The 18673-nt window shown below is 64.2% G+C and carries 14 protein-coding genes; 9 read left to right on the forward strand and 5 right to left on the reverse strand.

The genetic code is table 11. The features are described from left to right. Positions 1-79: 79 nt before the first annotated feature. From mnmE to rpmH, 5 genes are read right to left on the reverse strand one after another with little or no spacing between them, the layout of a single operon-like run. Positions 80-1435, reverse strand: coding sequence for a tRNA uridine-5-carboxymethylaminomethyl(34) synthesis GTPase MnmE (gene mnmE, locus pbN1_RS08715; protein WP_169200896.1), 1356 nt, complete (start codon positions 1433-1435; stop codon positions 80-82). Continuing rightward, positions 1407-3059, reverse strand: a complete 1653-nt coding sequence (gene yidC / locus pbN1_RS08720) for a membrane protein insertase YidC (RefSeq protein ID WP_169200895.1) — start codon at positions 3057-3059, stop codon at positions 1407-1409. Before yidC ends, mnmE begins: the two co-directional genes overlap by 29 nt. Before the next feature lie 26 nt (positions 3060-3085). Next, complete coding sequence (gene yidD / locus pbN1_RS08725) at positions 3086-3295, reverse strand: membrane protein insertion efficiency factor YidD (RefSeq protein ID WP_169200894.1); 210 nt, start codon at positions 3293-3295, stop codon at positions 3086-3088. Then, positions 3295-3687: a ribonuclease P protein component gene (rnpA, locus tag pbN1_RS08730; protein WP_244857215.1), complete on the reverse strand. Its 393-nt coding sequence runs from the start codon at positions 3685-3687 to the stop codon at positions 3295-3297. Before rnpA ends, yidD begins: the two co-directional genes overlap by 1 nt. Continuing rightward, complete coding sequence (gene rpmH, locus pbN1_RS08735; protein ID WP_002926183.1) at positions 3656-3790, reverse strand: 50S ribosomal protein L34; 135 nt, start codon at positions 3788-3790, stop codon at positions 3656-3658. Before rpmH ends, rnpA begins: the two co-directional genes overlap by 32 nt. Before the next feature lie 292 nt (positions 3791-4082). On the opposite strand from rpmH, the gene dnaA reads away from it, so the two are divergent. The 9 genes from dnaA (at position 4083) to ggt (ending at position 18585) form a co-directional block, all read left to right on the forward strand. After that, positions 4083-5519, forward strand: a complete 1437-nt coding sequence (dnaA, locus tag pbN1_RS08740) for a chromosomal replication initiator protein DnaA (protein WP_244857216.1) — start codon at positions 4083-4085, stop codon at positions 5517-5519. A gap of 87 nt (positions 5520-5606) precedes the next feature. After that, positions 5607-6710, forward strand: a complete 1104-nt coding sequence (gene dnaN / locus pbN1_RS08745; protein WP_169200892.1) for a DNA polymerase III subunit beta — start codon at positions 5607-5609, stop codon at positions 6708-6710. A gap of 83 nt (positions 6711-6793) precedes the next feature. Further along, the gene (gyrB, locus tag pbN1_RS08750; protein WP_169200891.1) at positions 6794-9289 is read left to right on the forward strand and encodes a DNA topoisomerase (ATP-hydrolyzing) subunit B; all 2496 of its coding nucleotides are present in this window, start codon (positions 6794-6796) and stop codon (positions 9287-9289) included. A gap of 291 nt (positions 9290-9580) precedes the next feature. Continuing rightward, complete coding sequence (locus pbN1_RS08755; protein ID WP_210147701.1) at positions 9581-9904, forward strand: HVO_A0114 family putative DNA-binding protein; 324 nt, start codon at positions 9581-9583, stop codon at positions 9902-9904. 24 nt (positions 9905-9928) lie between these two features. Further along, positions 9929-12328, forward strand: a complete 2400-nt coding sequence (gene hsdR / locus pbN1_RS08760) for an EcoAI/FtnUII family type I restriction enzme subunit R (RefSeq protein ID WP_211161293.1) — start codon at positions 9929-9931, stop codon at positions 12326-12328. A gap of 15 nt (positions 12329-12343) precedes the next feature. After that, positions 12344-14179 carry a class I SAM-dependent DNA methyltransferase gene (locus pbN1_RS08765; protein ID WP_169200889.1) on the forward strand — a complete coding sequence of 612 codons (1836 nt, stop codon included), beginning with the start codon at positions 12344-12346 and terminating at the stop codon, positions 14177-14179. Then, positions 14176-15357 carry a PDDEXK nuclease domain-containing protein gene (locus pbN1_RS08770; protein WP_169200888.1) on the forward strand — a complete coding sequence of 394 codons (1182 nt, stop codon included), beginning with the start codon at positions 14176-14178 and terminating at the stop codon, positions 15355-15357. The genes pbN1_RS08765 and pbN1_RS08770 overlap by 4 nt, the downstream gene beginning before the upstream one ends. Further along, complete coding sequence (locus pbN1_RS08775) at positions 15354-16529, forward strand: restriction endonuclease subunit S domain-containing protein (protein WP_169200887.1); 1176 nt, start codon at positions 15354-15356, stop codon at positions 16527-16529. The genes pbN1_RS08770 and pbN1_RS08775 overlap by 4 nt, the downstream gene beginning before the upstream one ends. Positions 16530-16701: 172 nt before the next feature. Then, positions 16702-18585, forward strand: coding sequence for a gamma-glutamyltransferase (ggt, locus tag pbN1_RS08780; protein WP_169200886.1), 1884 nt, complete (start codon positions 16702-16704; stop codon positions 18583-18585). Positions 18586-18673: the final 88 nt, after the last annotated feature.

Below are 18673 nucleotides of genomic sequence, written 5' to 3' on the forward strand. Positions count from 1 at the left end.
TCACGTGGAACAGCAGGTCGCATGGGGACAACTGTCGTGCCGAATCGATTGGCCACTCCGCGCCGGCACCGAACGCCGATCACTTGCCGATGCAGAACCGCGAAAAAATCACCCCCAACAGGTCGTCGGACGAGAACTCTCCAGTTATCTCGCCGATGCAGACCTGGGCCAGCCGGAGTTCCTCCGCGAACAATTCGAGCGCGCCGCACTGCGATCGCGCCGCGACCACGTGCGTCAGTGCCTCGCGCAACGCAACAAGATGGCGTTCACGCGCAAGCACGACGTCGTCGCCATGCGCGTGCCAGCCAGCCACCCTCAGCAGCTCGCTGCGCAGCAGATCGACGCCGAGGCCGAGCTGTGCGGACAGATGGATCGCAACACCGTCGTCCTGCTGCAGCCGCGCCGGTTCGAGCCCGCACAGATCGATCTTGTTGAAGATCGTGATGCGCTCCACCCCTTCCGGCAGCGCCGCATCGATCGCCTCGTCACCCGGCTGCGGACCGACCCGCGCATCGACGATGCGCAGGATCACATCGGCGCGCGCGATCTCGCGCCAAGTCCGCTCGACCCCCAGGCGTTCGACCGGATCGGCCGTTTCCCGCAGTCCGGCCGTGTCGATGACATGGATCGGAATGCCTTCGATCGCGATCGTCTCGCGCACGGCGTCGCGCGTCGTGCCGGCGATGTCGGTGACGATCGCGCGCTCGTCGCCGGCGAGGCAGTTCAGCAAGCTAGACTTGCCGACATTCGGCTGGCCGACCAGGACGACGTTCATCCCGCTGCGCAGCAGCGCTCCCTGACGCGCGCGCTCGAGCACCCCTTCGAGCTTCACGCGGATCGCGTCGAGCCGCTCCAGGGCGCGGGCGTTTTCGAGGAACTCGACGTCTTCGTCGGGAAAATCGAGCGTCGCTTCGACGAGCATCCGCAGGTCGATCAGTGCGTCCGTGAGCCGATGCATTTCGTCAGAGAACGCGCCCGACAGCGAACGCACCGCGGAGCGTGCCGCCGCCACCGTCGACGCCTCGATCAGATCAGCAACCGCCTCGGCCTGGGCGAGGTCCATCTTCCCGTTCAGGAATGCGCGTCGCGAAAACTCGCCGGGCTCGGCCAGCCGGGCGCCGAGTTCGAGACAGCGTGCGAGCACGAGTTGCAGCACGATCGGCCCGCCGTGCCCCTGCAGTTCGATGACGTCCTCGCCGGTAAACGAATGCGGCGCCGGGAAATAGATCAGGATGCCTTCGTCGATCGGCTTGCCGCCGGCGTCGACGAAATGCGTGAACCCCGCGTGGCGGGGTTTCGAGTCCCTCCCCGTCAGCGCACGGGCAAACGGCGCGAGCGCCGCACCGGAGACCCGGACGACCCCGATGCCGCCGCGACCGGGTGCGGTCGCGATCGCCGCGATGGTGTCAGGCAGGCTTGGCGCCGGACTTCTCACCTTCGATCATCCGCGTGATCTGCCATTGCTGTGCGATCGACAGAATATTGTTCACGACCCAGTACAGCACCAGGCCCGACGGGAACCACAGGAACATGAAGGTGAAGATGACCGGCATCGCCATCATGACCTTGGCCTGGATCGGATCCGGCGGCGTCGGATTGAGCTTCATCTGGATCAGCATCGATGCGCCCATGATCACCGGCAGGATGAAGTACGGATCCTTCGCCGACAGGTCCTGGATCCAGCCGAGCCACGGCGCCTGCCGCATCTCGACGCTGCCGAGCAGCACCCAGTACAGCGAGATGAACACCGGGATCTGCACCAGGATCGGCAGGCAGCCGCCGAGCGGATTGATCTTCTCCTTGCGGTACATCTCCATCATTTCCTGCTGCATCTTCGCCTTGTCGTTGCCGTACAGCTCCTTCAAGCGTTGCATGCGCGGACCGAGCACGCGCATCTTCGCCATCGACTTGTAGCTCGCGGCCGACAGCGGGAAGAACATCAGCTTGATCAGGATCGTCACGATGATGATCGCCCAGCCCCAGTTGCCGACCACGCCGTGGATCCACGACAGCACCCAGAACAGCGGCGCGGCGATCACCGTCAGCCAGCCGTAATCGACGACCAGGTCGAGCCCGGGAGCGATGTCCTCGAGTTTGTCCTGTTCCTGCGGGCCAGCGTAGAGGCTCGCCTCGACGCGTCCGCTCTGTCCCGGCTGGATCGCCGCCACCGGCACGATCACCCCGGCCGAATACAGGTCGTTGCCGACTTTCTGCGCGAAAAACTCGCGTTCCGCCCCGCCCTGCGGCAGCCACGCGCTGACGAAATAATGCTGGACCATCGCAATCCAGCCGTCACCGGCTTTCTTGACGAACTTCGCCTTGCCTTCGGCGATTTCCTCGAATTGGACTTTCTGGAACTTCTCGGCATCGGTGTAGAACGCCGGGCCGGTGAAAGTCGTGACGCCGAACGCCTCGACCGACTCGGCCGGCTTGCCGTCGCGCGTGAGCTGGTAATACGCGTGGGGCGAAAGCGGGCGCTCGCTGCTGTTGACGATCTCGTAGGCAACGTCGACGACATAGTTGCCGCGATGGAAAGTCATCACCTTCGTGATCTTGACGCCATCCTGCTCCGGCGCCTCGAGCCGCACGACGAGACGGTCCTCGCCTTCCTTCAGGACCTGTTCGCCCTGCGGCAGACTGAACGTCGTCTTGTGGGTCGGCAGGTCCTCGCCGATCAGCCCGGACTGCGCCGCATACAGGTGGATCGTGCCGTCGTCGAACAGCGTGAAGTTCTTCGTCTTGTCGGCTGTCGATTTGTGCTTCGCCAGTTCGAGCCTGACGATGTCGCCGCCCTGCGCCGAAACTTCCGCGACCATCAGGTCGGTGCGCACCACCATGCGCGGCGCGGTCGAAGCGGTTGCCACGCCGGGCACGCCCGGCACGGCGGTCGCCGCCCCCGGCGCAACACCGGTCGTCGGAGTCGGCACGCCGGCACCCTCGACACCCGCGGTCGCAGTGACGGCGACCGGCGCGGGCTGGCTTTGCTTCAGCCAGGCATTCCACAGCATTACGAGGGAAAGGGAGAAGACGAGGAAGAGTACGAGGCGGCGCTGATCCATCGGATTATTGTTCGATCTGAAATTGTTCAGGGGACGGGATCATACCCGCCGGGATGGAATGGGTGGCAACGGCCCACCCGCTTGAGCGCAAGCCAGCCGCCACGCATCGCGCCGTGGCGCTCGACAGCTTCCTGCGCGTACTCGGAGCAGCAGGGATGAAAACGGCAGTTACGGCCCAGCATGGGACTGATCCCGTACCGGTAAACACGCAGCAGACCGAGCACCAGCGCTTTCATCACTCGCGAAACCGCCCGAGCAGATTCACGACATCGTCGTTGATCATCGCGCGCGTCGCCAGCTTCACCGGCGCATGCAGCCGCACGACGAGGTCATGGTGCGCAAGCGCGGGCCGCGCCTTGCGGAACTGTTCGCGCACGATACGTTTCAGCAGGTTGCGCACGTTGGCCCGTTTCGCAAGCTTCTTCGCGATGACGACCCCCAGGCGCGCCGTCCCGAGTTCGTTGGGACGATAATGGGCGATGAAAAACCGCCCCTTGAAGGCCCGCCGAAAAGCAAAAACGGATGAATACTCATCCGTTTTTCGTAACCTGTAGGCGTCGAGGAATCGCTGGTCAACGCCCGGCCGGCTGCTCACCTCAAACGGCGAGACGGTGACGGCCCTTTGCACGACGGGCGCGGATCACTGCGCGACCGCCACGGGTCTTCATGCGGACCAGAAATCCATGGGTGCGCTTGCGACGGACGACGGAAGGCTGATAGGTGCGTTTCATTTCGGTCTGCCAGTATTTGGGTCAAACGCGAGATTTAATTGGATAATGCACTGTTTGTCAAGCACAATTTTTGCCCAGACCTGTGGATAACTTTTGCGGCGGGGGGTAGAATCCGCGTTTCCGCTTTCGGTCGATCACAGAGCAGGGCAGCGTCCTGCACCGCGCTCTGCCTTCACCCCGCGAAAGCGTCCCTATAACCCACATCAAGCTGCCGCCGTCTTTTCGCCGCCTTGGTGAACAGTGGAGAGGGTACGCTTTGAAAACCGTGCCGCAAGCCCAAACCGCCGAACCCGTGAGCCCCGATCTCTGGTCCTTCTGCCTGTCGCGCCTGGAACATGAACTGCCGCAGCAGCAGTTCAACACCTGGATCAAGACGCTGCAAGCCGATGAGGAACATGCTGGCGCCGGCGCCGCGTTGCGGCTGGTCGCACCGAGCCGCTTCGTGCTGCAGTGGGTGCGGGAACGCTACCTGCGCCGGATCGGCGAACTCGGCGCCGAGTTCCATGGCACGCCGATCGAAATCGAACTCGTGCTGCCCGCGGCCGGCGCGGCGCGCCCGGCCGCGCGCCCCGTCGTCGGCAGCGTGTCCGTCGCTGCCCCGGCGCCGGCCCCCTCGCAGGCGCCTGCAACCACGGTTGCCGCACCGGCCGTCGTCACGCGCCCGGCCGAGCCCGAATCCGTCATCACCGCGTCGGACCTCGCCTACGAAAAGACGCGCCTGAACGCCGACTTCACGTTCGACACGCTGGTTACCGGCCGCGCCAACGACCTCGCGCGCGCCGCCGCGATGCAGGTCGCGCAGAACCCGGGCACGTCGTACAACCCGCTGTTCGTCTATGGCGGCGTCGGCCTCGGCAAGACCCACCTCGTGCACGCCATCGGCAATGCCGTGTACCGTCACAACCCGCGCGCGGTGATCCGCTACGTGCACGTCGAGGACTACTACGCCGACGTCGTGCGCGCCTACCAGCAGAAGAGCTTCGACGCCTTCAAGCGCTATTACCGTTCGCTCGATCTCCTGCTGATCGACGACATCCAGTTCTTCAACAACAAGAACCGCACGCAGGAAGAATTCTTCCACGCGTTCAACGCGCTGACCGAGGCGCGCAAGCAGATCGTCATCACCTGCGACACCTACCCGAAGGACATCCAGGGCCTCGAGGATCGCCTGATTTCGCGCTTCGACTGGGGCCTCACCGTGCAGATCGAGCCGCCCGAGCTCGAGATGCGCGTCGCGATCCTGCAGAAGAAGGCCGAGGCGCTACGCGTCGATCTGCACGACGACGTCGCCTTCCTGATCGCGAAGAACCTGCGCTCGAACGTGCGCGAACTCGAAGGCGCGCTGAACAAGGTCGTGGCGTTCGCGCGCTTCCACGGTCGCGGCATCACGCTCGAAGTCGCCAAGGACGCGCTGAAGGATCTGCTGAACGCGCACAACCGCCAGCTGACGATCGAGCACATCCAGAAGACCGTCGCCGACTACTACAAGATCAAGGTCGCCGACATGCACTCGAAGAAGCGCACGCGGGTCATCGCCCGTCCGCGCCAGGTCGCGATGTGGCTCGCGAAGGACCTCACGCCGATGTCGCTGCCAGCGATCGGCGAGGCCTTCGGCGGGCGCGACCACACCACCGTGATGCACGCCTGCCGCACGATCGCCGAGCTGCGCCTCGGCGACCACCAGTTGAACCACGACGTCCACGTGCTCACCCAGGTCCTCAGGGGATGAACACCGCAGCCCCAGCCCCAGCCCTTTTCATTGCGCCCCGCGCCAAGCCCGGAACAACCTAATCCAAACCGGAAAGACTCTGACGCCATGCTTCTGCTCACCACCACCCGCGACGCGCTCCTCGCCCCGCTGCAGTCGGTCGCCGGCATCGTCGAAAAACGCCACACGCTGCCGATCCTGTCCAACGTGCTGATCGAGAAGCACGGCGACCAGCTGACGCTGCTCGCGACCGACATCGAGATCCAGATCCGCACCACCACGGCCGGCCACATCGGCGGTGAAGACGCCTCGATCACCGTCGCCGCGAGGAAGCTGCAGGACATCCTGCGCGCGGTGCCCGAAGGCGACGTGACGGTCACGCTCGACGACAAGCGCCTCACCGTCAAAGCCGGCCGCAGCCGCTTCGCGCTGCAGACGCTGCCGGCCGCGGACTATCCGCGCATGAACCTGCCCGACGGCGACGCGACGCGCTTCTCGGTGAGCCAGAAGACCTTCAAGCGCCAGCTCGCCCAAGTCGCCTACGCGATGGCGCAGCAGGACATCCGTTATTACCTCAACGGGCTGCTGCTGATCGCCAGCGGCAGCGAACTGCGCATGGTCGCGACCGACGGCCACCGCCTCGCGTTCGCGGCGAACCCGTTGGCGGGCGATGTCCCGCACACCGAAGTGATCCTGCCGCGCAAGACCGTCATGGAGCTCGCCCGCCAGCTCGCCGACAGCGAGGACCCGCTCGAAGTGATCCTCGCCGGCAACCAGGTCGTGTTCCGCTTCGGCCCGATCGAACTGGTGTCGAAGCTGATCGACGGCAAGTTCCCCGACTACGAGCGCGTGATCCCGCAGAACCACCCGAAGCTGCTGACTTTCGACCGCGTGCCGCTCCTGGCGACGCTGTCGCGCGTCGCGATCCTGACCAACGAGAAATTCCGCGGCGTGCGCCTCGTGCTCGGCGACGGCAGCCTGAAGATCGCCAGCACGAACGCCGAACAGGAAGAAGCCCTCGAAGAGCTCGAAGTCGATTACCACGGCGACCCGCTCGACATCGGCTTCAACGTCACCTATCTGCTCGACGTGCTGAACAACGTCACCAGCGACAAGATCGAGTGGCGCTTCAACGACGGCAACTCGAGCGCGCTCGTGACGCTGCCCGGCAACGCCACGTTCAAGTACGTCGTCATGCCGATGCGGATCTGACCGACCCGGCGCAGCGCCGCCCGCAGACTTTTTCGCCCCCGTGCGTCCGGGGGCGCGTTCTTTGATGAATCACAGAGATGACCATGTCCGAACCGCAAGTCCTACCGCAAACTCCCGAACCCGGCGCCTACGACGAATCCAGCATCCAGCAGCTCGAAGGGCTGGAGGCCGTGCGCAAGCGCCCCGGCATGTACATCGGCGACACCTCCGACGGCACCGGCCTGCACCACATGGTGTTCGAAGTCGTCGATAACGCGATCGACGAGGCGCTGGCCGGCCATTGCGACGACATCGTCATCACGATCCACTCCGACAACTCGATCTCCGTCACCGACAACGGCCGCGGCATCCCGGTCGGCGTGAAGATGGACGACAAGCACGAGCCGAAGCGCTCGGCGGCCGAGATCGTCATGTGCGTGCTGCACGCGGGCGGCAAGTTCAACCAGAACAGCTACAAGGTGTCCGGCGGCCTGCACGGCGTCGGCGTGTCGTGCGTGAACGCGCTGTCGAAGTGGCTGCGCCTGACGGTGCGCCGCGACGGGCGCAAGCACCAGATCGAGTTCCACCGCGGCGTCGCGCAGGACCGCCTGATCCAGATCGTCGACGGCGTCGAGGTCAGTCCGCTGCGCGTCACCGGCGAGACGACGAAGCGCGGCACCGAAGTGCATTTCCTCGCCGACGACGAGATCTTCGGCGACATCGAATTCCACTACGACATCCTCGCCAAGCGCCTGCGCGAGCTGTCGTTCCTCAACAACGGCGTCAAGATCCGCCTCATCGACCAGCGCACCGGCAAGGAAGAGGACTTCGCCTTCGCCGGCGGCGTGAAAGGCTTCGTCGAATACATCAACCGCACCAAGAGCGTGCTGCATCCGACGGTGTTCTACGCCGCCGGCACGACGCGCATCCCGACCGGCCACGGCCACGACGCCGAGCTCGGTGTCGAGGTCGCGATGCAGTGGAACGACAGCTACGCCGAGCAGGTGCTGTGCTACACCAACAACATTCCGCAGGCCGACGGCGGCACCCACCTCACCGGCCTGCGCGCGGCGATGACGCGCGTCATCAACAAGTACATCGAAGAACACGAGATCGCGAAGAAGGCGAAAGTCGACATCACCGGCGACGACATGCGCGAAGGCCTCGCCTGCGTGCTGTCGGTGAAAATGCCCGACCCGAAGTTCGCCAGCCAGACCAAGATGAAGCTGGTCTCCAGCGAAGCGCGCCCGGCGGTCGAGGAAGTCGTCGCCAGCAAGCTCACCGACTTCCTGCAGGAAAACCCGCTCGACGCGAAAACCATCTGCGCCAAGATCGTCGAAGCCGCGCGCGCGCGCGATGCCGCCCGCAAGGCGCGCGAAATGACGCGCAGGAAGGGCCTGCTCGACGGCGTAGGTCTGCCGGGCAAGCTCGCCGACTGCCAGGAAAAAGACCCCGCGCTGTGCGAGATCTACCTCGTCGAGGGTGACTCCGCCGGCGGCTCCGCCAAGCAGGGCCGCGACCGCAAGTTCCAGGCGATCCTGCCGCTCAAGGGCAAGATCCTCAACGTCGAGAAAGCGCGCTTCGACAAGCTGCTGCAGAGCCAGGAGATCGCGACGATGATCACCGCGCTCGGCACCGGCATCGGCAAGGACGACTACAAGCCCGAGAAGCTGCGCTACCACCGCATCATCATCATGACCGACGCGGACGTCGACGGCGCGCACATCCGCACGCTGCTGCTGACCTTCTTCTACCGCCAGATGCCCGAGCTCGTCGAGCGCGGCCACATCTACATCGCGCAGCCGCCGCTGTACAAGATCAAGCACGGCAAGAACGAGATGTACATCAAGGACGAGAACGCGCTGAACCAGCACCTCTTGAAGCTCGCGCTCGACGGCGCGGTGCTGATGCCGCGCGAAGGCGCCGCGCCGATCGCCGACGAAGCCCTCGGCGGCCTCGCGCGCAGCTACCTGCTCGCCGAAGCCGTCATCAACCGCCTCGCCGGCTACGTCGACCCGGCGGTGCTGCACGCGATGCTCGCGCAGAACCTCGCCGTCAGCCTCGACGACGAAGCCGCCGCGCGCGACTCGGCCGCCCGCATCCAGCCGCACCTGCCGGCCAGCGTGACGATCCGTCCCGAATACCATGACGAAGCGGAAAGCTGGCGCCTCGCGATCGAGCGCATGCATCACGGCAACCTGCGCCTCGCGTGGATCGACGAGGAATTCCTCGTCACCGGCGACTACCGCAGCATCCGCACCGCCGCCGAAGCGATCTCCGACCTCATCGGTCCCGGCGCCGAAATCCGCCGTGGCGAAAAGAGCCACCCGATCACCCGCTTCTCCGAAGCGATCCGCTGGCTCCTCAGTGAAGTCGAGCGCGGCCTGACGAAGCAGCGCTACAAGGGCCTCGGCGAAATGAACCCCGAGCAGCTGTGGGAAACGACAATGGACCCGGCCGTGCGCCGCCTGCTGAAAGTCCAGATCGACGACGCCATCGCCGCCGACGAGATCTTCACGACGCTGATGGGCGACAACGTCGAGCCGAGAAGGGCGTTCATCGAGGGGAATGCGTTGTATGCGAGGAATATCGACGTGTGACACTGCCGGTTTGCCAGGCTGATGAAAAACTGGTGACAGATGTAATGAAAAAAGCTCCCGCGGGAGCTTTTTTCATGGCTGTCTTGCTGAGCTTGCGGTTTGGTTTTCGGCCATCCAGACCATTGCAGCCGTTGCGACGTCCTCCACATCATGTCTCCAGTGCGCCACTTACCCGGCGTTTGCTTGAGCGATGCTCGATCAAGAAGCCCAGACTACCCATCAGGGATTAGCTGCAGTTGTGCCACATTGATAAAATGGCCGGCTTATGCCAAGCCGATCAGGACATCCGAGATGAAGCGCTGCGTTGTCGGTATTCGTCGCCCCGGAGCGCAGGATGAGCTTCCTGGGGGGAAGGACGGGCCTACCGTGTGGTTTCCATCGATGGCCACCATGGCAGCAGTGCTGTCTGAGGACAACCAGGCCCTGCTGCGCCTCATCCGTGACAAGTGGCCCAAGTCACTGACGGAGCTGGCTGAGCTGACGGGCCGCCAAGTACCGAACCTGTCGCGCACGCTGCGGATGATGGAGGGCTATGGTCTGGTGGCGCTGAAGAAGAATGTTCGCGAGATCGAGCCCGTCGCGCTGGCGACCAATTTCAAGATCCTGATTGACTAAGGGCCGATGATGAAGGGGGAGGCAATGCGAGATGGCGTGATCACCGAAGCAGACACTTGCCGCGAATTCATCACCCCCAGGCTGGTCGAGGCTGGCTGGGGCGCGGCGCCTTACTCGATCGGGGAGCAACGCACATTCACCAACGGTCGCATCATCGTGGCCGGAGGCAAGGTCCGTCGCGGCAAGCAAAAGCGTGCCGACTACCTGCTGTACTACCGTCGCGACTATCCCCTGGCCGTGGTCGAGGCCAAGGAAATCGGCCTGCCGGCCGAAACCGGCGTGCAGCAGGCGCGCGAATACGCGGAGATCCTCGGTCTCAAGTTCGCCTACGCGACCAATGGCCACCGCATCATCGAAATCGACTACACCACCAGCACCGAACGTGAGGTGGATCGCTATGCGACGCCGGATGAGCTGTTTGCCCGCCTGACATCCGCGAACCATTTGCCCGAAGTGGCAGCTCCCCACCTGCTGGAGCCGTTCAATCTGGTTTCCGGCAAGGTGCCGCGCTACTACCAGCAGATCGCCATCCATCGCGTCATCGAATCCATCCTGCGCGGGCAGAAACGCATCCTGGCGACGCTTGCGACGGGCACCGGCAAGACCTGCGTCGCCTTCCAGATTTGCTGGAAACTCTGGAACAGCCGCTGGAACAACACAGGCGAATACCGTCGCCCCAAGATACTGTTTCTCGCTGACCGCAACATCCTGGTCGATGACCCGATGGCCAAGATGTTTGCGCCCTTCGGCGATGCCCGGCACAAGATCGCCGGCGGTGACGTCAGCCAGAGTCGGGACCTGTATTTCGGCATCTACCAGGCACTCACCACGGCCAGCGAAGACGTGTTCCGCCAGTATCGCCCGGACTTCTTCGATCTGATCATCATCGACGAGTGCCACCGGGGCTCCAGCCGCGACGAGAGCTCCTGGCGCGCGGTACTGGACTACTTCCAGCCTGCCGTGCAGTTCGGCATGACCGCCACCCCGCTGCGCGAGGAATCCCGCGACAGCTACGAATATTTTGGCAATCCGGTTTACACCTACAGCCTGCGCCAGGGCATCGAGGATGGTTTTTTGGCGCCGTACCGTGTGCACCGCGTGATCACGACGGTAGATGCCGCAGGCTGGCGACCGAGCAAGGACGAACTGGACCGCTATGGTCGCGAGGTTCCAGACGAGGAATACCAGACCAAGGATTTCGAGCGCGTCGTCGCGCTGCGTTCTCGCACTCGGGCGATGGCCAGGCACTTGACCGACTTCCTGAAAGGCACCGACCGCTTCGCCAAGACGCTGGTGTTCTGTGTCGATCAGGAGCACGCCGCCGAGATGCGCCAGGAACTGCTCAATCTCAACAGCGATCTGGTCAAGCAGTATCCCGATTACGTTTGCCGTGTCACGGCCGATGAAGGCGCCATTGGCCTGACCCATCTCGCGCACTTCCAGGACGTCGACAAGCCTGCTCCCGTCATCCTCACCACCTCGCAGTTGCTGACCACCGGCGTCGATGCCGAGATGGTCAAGAACGTGGTGCTGGCACGCGTCGTCGGCTCCCGTTCCGAGTTCAAGCAGATCGTCGGTCGCGGTACCCGGCTCAAGGTCGATTACGGCAAGGAATATTTCAACATCATCGACTTCACCGGCACGGCCACGCGTCACTTTGCAGACCCGGACTTCGATGGCGAACCGGCGCGCATCGAGGAAGTGACGGTCGACGAATCGGGGGAACAGGTCAGCCTGACGGAGACGGAACCTGAAACGCCGCACGATTTACCGCCGATTCAATACCAGGTGCCCGAGGAGCAAATCGGCCAGGACATTGGCGTGCTCATCAACGAACCGTCACCCGAGCCACGCAAGTTCTACATCGACGGCGGCGAGGTCGAGGTCATCGGCCATCTCGTCTATGACCTCGACACCGACGGCAAGAAGCTGCAGGTGGTGAAGTACACCGAGTACTCCGGCCGTGCCGTGCGCACCTTGTACCCGACGCGTGAGGCTTTGCAATCGGCCTGGGCCAACCCGGATACGCGCAGCGAAGTGCTGCGCGAGCTGACCGAGCGCGGCATCAGCTTCGAAGAATTGGCCGTCAGCGGCGAACAACCCGATGCCGACCCTTTCGACCTGCTGTGCCACCTGGCCTGGAATGCACCGCTGCTCACGCGCCGCCAACGCGCTGAGCTCGCCAGAAAGCAGGCGCAAGACCTGTTCTCGCATTACGGCGATACCGCCCGCGAAATTTTGACGCTGCTGCTCGACCGTTACATCGAGCGCGGCATCCTCCAATTCAACGCGCTGTCCGAGCTGATGAAAGTCCAGCCCTTCGACCGTTACGGCAGTCCTTCCGAGATCGCCATCCGCCACTTCGGCGGCGTGCGCGGCATGAAGGACGCCGTCTCCCGACTGCAGACCGCCCTGTACCCATAGCGAAAATCCGAACCAATGGCCAAAGCCGCATCCTCCAGCACCGCCGAAAAGAAGCCCCGCGCGAAGCGCTTGGCCAAGGCGCCTCTCACCACCCGCGAAAACCTCTCGGCACTGATCGGCACTGCCCGCAAGATCCTGCGCAAGGACAAGGGCCTCAATGGCGATGTGGACCGCCTGCCGCTGTTCACCTGGGTGATGTTCCTCAAATTCCTCGACGATCTTGAAATCGTTCACGAGGAAGAAGCCGAACTCGACGGCAAGCGCTACCAGCCCATCATCGAAGCCCCGTACCGCTGGCGTGACTGGGCCGCCCGAGAAGACGGCATCGCCGGTGACGAACTGCTGGCCTTCATCGGCCAGGACATCACCGTCCGGGCCGATGGCAGCACAGGCAAGGGCCTGTTCGCCTACCTGCGCGGCCTGGCCGGTGAAGGCGAAAAAGGCAGCCAGCGCGAAGTCATCGCCAATGTGTTCAAGGGCGTGCAGAACCGCATGGTCAGCGGCTACCTGCTGCGTGACATCCTGAACAAGATCAACGGCATCCACTTTTCCGCCAGCGAGGAAATCCACACCCTGTCGCATCTGTACGAGTCGATGCTGCGCGAAATGCGCGACGCGGCGGGCGATGCCGGCGAGTTCTACACGCCGCGCCCAGTGGTGCGCTTCATGGTGCAGGTCACCGGTCCACGCCTGAATGAGACCGTCCTCGACCCCGCTTGCGGCACCGGCGGCTTTCTGGTGGAAGCCTACGACCACGTTGCGCCCCAAGTCACCACGCCCGACGAGCGCCGTCGCCTGCAGCGCGACACCCTCTACGGGCAGGAAGCCAAGCCGCTGCCCTACATGCTGGCGCAGATGAACCTGCTGCTGCACGGCCTGGAGGCGCCGCAGATCGCCTACGGCAACACGCTGCACCGCAGGATCAACGAGATCGGCCACAGCGAGCGCGTGGACGCGATCCTCACCAACCCGCCGTTCGGAGGGGAGGAAGAAGCCGTCATCAAGGGAAATTTCCCGCCCAACATGCAGACGGCGGAAACCGCACTGCTGTTCCTGCAATACATCATGAGGAAGCTCCGGGTGGCTGGCGCGCCGGTGCCCGGTGGCAAACCTGCCGCACGCGGGGGCCGCGCCGCCGTGGTCGTGCCCAACGGCACCCTGTTTGGCGATGGCGTGTGCGCCGTGATCAAGGAGGAAATGCTCAAGGAATTCCGCCTGCACACCATCGTGCGCCTGCCGCAAGGGGTGTTTGCGCCCTACACCGACATCCCCGCCAACCTGTTGTTCTTCGAGCGTGGCGGCCCCACGGACACCATCTGGTACTACGAGCTGCCGCTACCCGAGGGCCGCAAGAAGTACAGCAAGACCGCGCCCCTGCAGTTCGAAGAATTCGCGCCGGCGCTAGCCTGGTGGAACGACCGCCAGGAGGGGCCGCAGGCGTGGAAAGTGGATTTCGCCACCAAACGTGCCGCCGCCGTCGAAGCCGCAACAAAGCACTGGCAGCGAGCGGAAAGCGAACGCAATGCGGCCATGGCCTTGGGCAAGCCCATCCGCGAGCTGGAGCAATCGGTTCAAGCGGCAGCCAATGGCGAAAAGCGCGCACTGCAAGAACAACTGCGCGCCTTGAAGGCTGAGCAGCAAGCCTTTGATCAGACCGCCCGATCCGCGCAGGCCGAGGGCGATGCCCTCTACTGGCCCATCTACAACCTGGACCTGAAGAACCCGAATGCCAAATCGGGTCTCGAGCATGCCGATCCGAAAGACCTGATCGCCTCCATGCGCAGCCACGAGGCCGAAGTGATGCGCCTGTTGGGCGAGATCGAGGCACTGGTCAACGAGGTGCAGGCATGACTGATTTGACCCCGGCCAGCGCCGATTACGTCGGCATCCACGGCGACATCGTCGCCCTGCTGGAAGCCGCCCGTCGCGCCGCCGCCCGCAGCGTGAATGCCCTGATGACGGCCACCTACTGGGAAATCGGCCGGCGCATCGTCGAGTTTGAACAGGGGGGGCAGGAGCGGGCCATCTATGGTGAAGCGCTGCTTACTCGTCTCGCCGCGGATCTCTCCAGCCGCTTTGGGCGGGGGTTCAGCCGACAGAACTTGCAGCAAATGCGGCTTTTCTACATGACTTGGTCCCTGGACCAGATTCGCCAGACACTGTCTGGCAAATCCGCCACCACCCCGATCTTGCAGGCAGTGTCTGTAAGATCGGTCAAAGACGAGATTTCCCAATCGCTGTCTCGGAATTCCATCGACTTGTCCTCTCTGGCCCGTGCCTTCCCACTGCCTTGGTCAGCCTACGTGCGCCTGCTGTCGGTCAAGAACCCGCAAGGCCGTGCCTTCTACGAAACCGAAGCTTTGCGCTGCGGCTGGTCCGTGCGGCAACTGGATCGCCAGATCAATAGCCAGTTCTACGAACGCATCGCCTTGTCGCGCAACAAGGCAGCAATGTTGCAAAAAGCCGAAGTGGCCCAGCCGGAAGACCTCGTTACCCCCGAACAGGCGATCAAGGACCCGTTCGTGCTGGAGTTTCTCAACCTCAAGGACGAATACTCCGAAGCAGAGCTGGAAGAAGCGCTGATCCAGCACCTCGCTGATTTTCTGCTCGAACTGGGCGACGACTTCGCCTTCGTCGGACGCCAGCGCCGCCTGCGGCTGGACGATTCCTGGTTTCGTGTCGATCTGCTGTTCTTCCACCGCCGGCTCAAGTGCTTGCTGATCATCGACCTCAAGATCGGCAAGTTCAGCCATGCCGATGCCGGCCAGATGCACCTGTACCTGAATTACGCCCGCGAGCACTGGATGAAGCCCGATGAAAACCCGCCCGTAGGCCTGATCCTGTGTGCGAGCAAAGGCAGCAACGAGGCGCATTACGCGCTGGAGGGCCTGCCCAACAAGGTGCTGGCCGCCGAATACCAGACCGTGCTGCCGGATGAAAAGCTGCTGGCCGAGGAGCTGGACAAGACACGGCGGGAACTGGAGGCGCGGCGGATCGGGCGCAGTGGCGATGCGGAGGGCGGCGAATGAAGGCGTGGCCCAAGGTTGCCCTGGGCGAATTGCTCCGTCGTTCCGATGAATCCGCAGCAATTGACCCGGCAGCTGAGTATCACGAGGTCACGATCAAACTTTGGGGTAAAGGTGTCGTGAGCCGGGGCAAGATTCGTGGCAGCGATGTTGTGTCTGTGCGTCGCGTCGTACGGCCTAATCAGTTGATCTTGTCCAAGATCGACGCGCGCAACGGTGCCATCGGCCTGATACCCCAGGAGCTCGACGGCGCTATTGTCAGTAACGACTTTCCGTCGTTTGAGTTTCGTGACCCTGACCGATGCGATGCGGCGTTCATGGGCTGGCTGGTCCGCTCGGCGCCTTTTGTCGAGTTATGCAAGGCCGCCAGCGAAGGCACCACCAACCGGGTACGCATCAAGGAGGACCGCTTCCTCGACCAGCCAGTCGCCCTTCCTCCGCTACCCGAACAACAAGCCCTCGTCACCCGCCTCGACACGCTGGCCGAGAAAACCCGGCAGGTCGAAGCGCATCTGGATGCCGTCGAGCGCGACGCCGAGCACCTGCTGGCCCTGCGTTTCCGCGACGCCATTGCCGACGCGCCGCTGCGGCCGATGGCGGAGGTGGCGCCGCTGGTTCGGCGTGAGCAGTCCATTGCCCTCGATGGCAGCTACCCCGAACTGGGCATCCGCTCCTTTGGCAAAGGCACCTTCCACAAGCCGCCACTGTCCGGCAGCGAGGTCGGCACCAAGCGACTGTATCGAATCGAACCGGGCGACCTCCTGTTCTCCAACGTGTTCGCCTGGGAAGGTGCGATTGCCATCGCCCAACCCGAAGATACTGGCCGCTTCGGCTCCCATCGATTCATCACCTGCCGGGCAGCCTCCGATCTGACTACAGCCGAGTTCCTGCGGTACTACTTCTTGACCGACGAAGGAATGCTGAAGGTCGGAGAGGCGTCGCCCGGTGGGGCTGGTCGCAACCGCACGTTGGGGCTGGAAAAGCTGATGGCCATCGAAGCACCCATGCCCCCGCTGGCCACGCAGCAAACCTTTGACCGCCTGCAGGCCGAGGTCGCCGCCCTCAAGGCCAAACACGCTGCCATCCGCAAAGCCAACGCCGCGCTGCTGCCCGCGACGCTGGAGCGGGTGTTTTCTTCGCAAACTACGGAAAAGGAACAACAAGAATGCTGTTGATCACCGGCGCCGGCGTCGATCGCAGCACTGGTGTTGATGCCGAGCTGCGTCCGCAGTCCAAGATCGCTATCGTGTGACAAGCCATGCTTCCGCTTCTCCACCAAGGGGCTACTCTTTAACGACGTCCGTTTCGAGTCGGGACAGGCCACGCCATCCGGCGGAGGAGGAAACGATGAAGCGAATGAACCTGGCAAAGTACCTTGCCCGGCTCGGCGCAGCACTGTTCGTCGCCACTGCGGTGCTGCCCCCGCTGGCGCTCGCGGCCGAGGACGGATCAGGACCCGCAACGTCGATCGGCGTGCCGCAAATCAACGCCGAGCGGGCTGCCGGCCCGTCGGCGGGAAGCACCGGTTCTTCCGGGGGCGTCGTTTCCGTGTCGCATCCACTCGCCGCCGCGGCCGGCGCGCGGATTCTCGAAGCGGGCGGCAACGCGATCGATGCGGCGGCCGCGATCCAGTTCGCGCTGAATGTCGTCGAGCCGCAATTTTCCGGAATCGGCGGCGGCGGTTTCATGATGGTGCATCTCGCCGCGGAGAACCGCACGTTCATCGTCGACTCGCGCGAGAAGGCTCCCGCGGGGGCAAGCGCCGACATGTTCGTCGGACAGACTTTCCTCGCCGCATCCACCAGCGGGCATTCGATCGGCGTCCCCGGCACCTTGAAGGGGATCGATTACGCGCTGCGCCAGTGGGGGACCATGACGCTCGCCGCCACCCTCGCGCCGGCGATCCGGCTCGCGGAAGAGGGTTTCCGCATCAACCGGTTCCTCGCGGCCGACACGTACAACCTGCGCACGACCCTGCAACCGGAGACGCGGGCGATCTTCCGCCTGCCGGACGGCAGCCCGCTGCCCGCAGGACATCTGCTCGTCCAGCCTGCGCTGGCGCAGACGTTCCGCCTGATCGCCCGCGACGGCATCGACCCGTTCTACAGGGGGGACATCGCCCGCGCCATCCTCGACGTGCAGCTGCGGTCGCAGATCGGCCCCGCCGGCGCGGGGCGCATGACGGCCAGCGATCTCGCGACGTATGACGTCGCCGTGCGCCAGCCGGTCGAAGGCAACTACCGCGGGTACACGATCAAGTCGATGCCGCCGCCCTCGTCCGGCGGCCTGTCGGTGATCATGATACTCAAGCTCCTCGAGCCGTTCCCGATCGGTAGCGGCGGCGAAGGCTGGCGCTTCGGCGGGCGCCATGCACTGCACGCGATGATCGAGGCAATGCGGCTGACCTTTGCCGACCGGGCGGTATGGATGGGCGATCCGGACTTCGTTCCCGTGCCTGCGAAGGGACTGCTGTCCGAATGCTTTCTCGCGACGCGGCGAGCCTTCATCGACGCCGGCTCGCGCATGGCCACACCGCTCCCCGGTGACCCCCGCGCCTGCGATTCGCCGATCCGCCGCCCTCACAGCCGGCTGCCGCAGGTGCCGGTGGAGGAGGAAAAGGGAATGCACACGACCCACTTCTCGGTCGTCGACCCGGCCGGCAACTTCGTCAGCTACACGAGCACCACCGAGAACACGTGGGGAAGCGGCATCCTCGTTCCGGGCTACGGTTTTCTGCTCAACAACCAGTTGACCGACTTCAACTTCACGCCGCAATCCAGCGCCTCCACCGGCAATCCGGGCGCCAACGATGCGGGGCCGTTCAAGCGGCCGCGCTCCTCGATGGCGCCGACGATCCTCTTCAAGGACGGCAAACCGCTCGCTGCCTACGGCTCGTCAGGAGGTCCGACGATCATCAACACGGTGCTGAACATCACCCTGAATCTTGTCGATCACCGCCTGGACATCCAGCAGGCCATCGACGCGCCCCGGCTGTCCGTCACCTCCGCAGCGGGAGCGGTGCGCTGCGAGGGCGGGCTGCCGCCGGATTCGTTGCGGCAGCTCGCCGAGCTCGGTCATGATCTGCCCGACGTGGCGGGCGTCTCTTTCTGCAATGAGTCGATCGGATCCGTACAGGCGGTCGTGGTCGACCTGCAAAACAGCAGGCGATACGGCGGCGCCGACCAAAGGAGCGAAGGCACGGTCATCACCTTGCCAAGACAGGGGCGCTGATCGAACCCGGTGAGTTTCGCTGCCTTTTTTCGCTGCCTTTGCGTGGCGCCGGCGTGGGAGCGGACCGGGAGTCGCCAGTCCCGGCCGG

The organism is Aromatoleum bremense (genome assembly GCF_017894365.1).
Classification (GTDB): Bacteria; Pseudomonadota; Gammaproteobacteria; order Burkholderiales; family Rhodocyclaceae; genus Aromatoleum; species Aromatoleum bremense.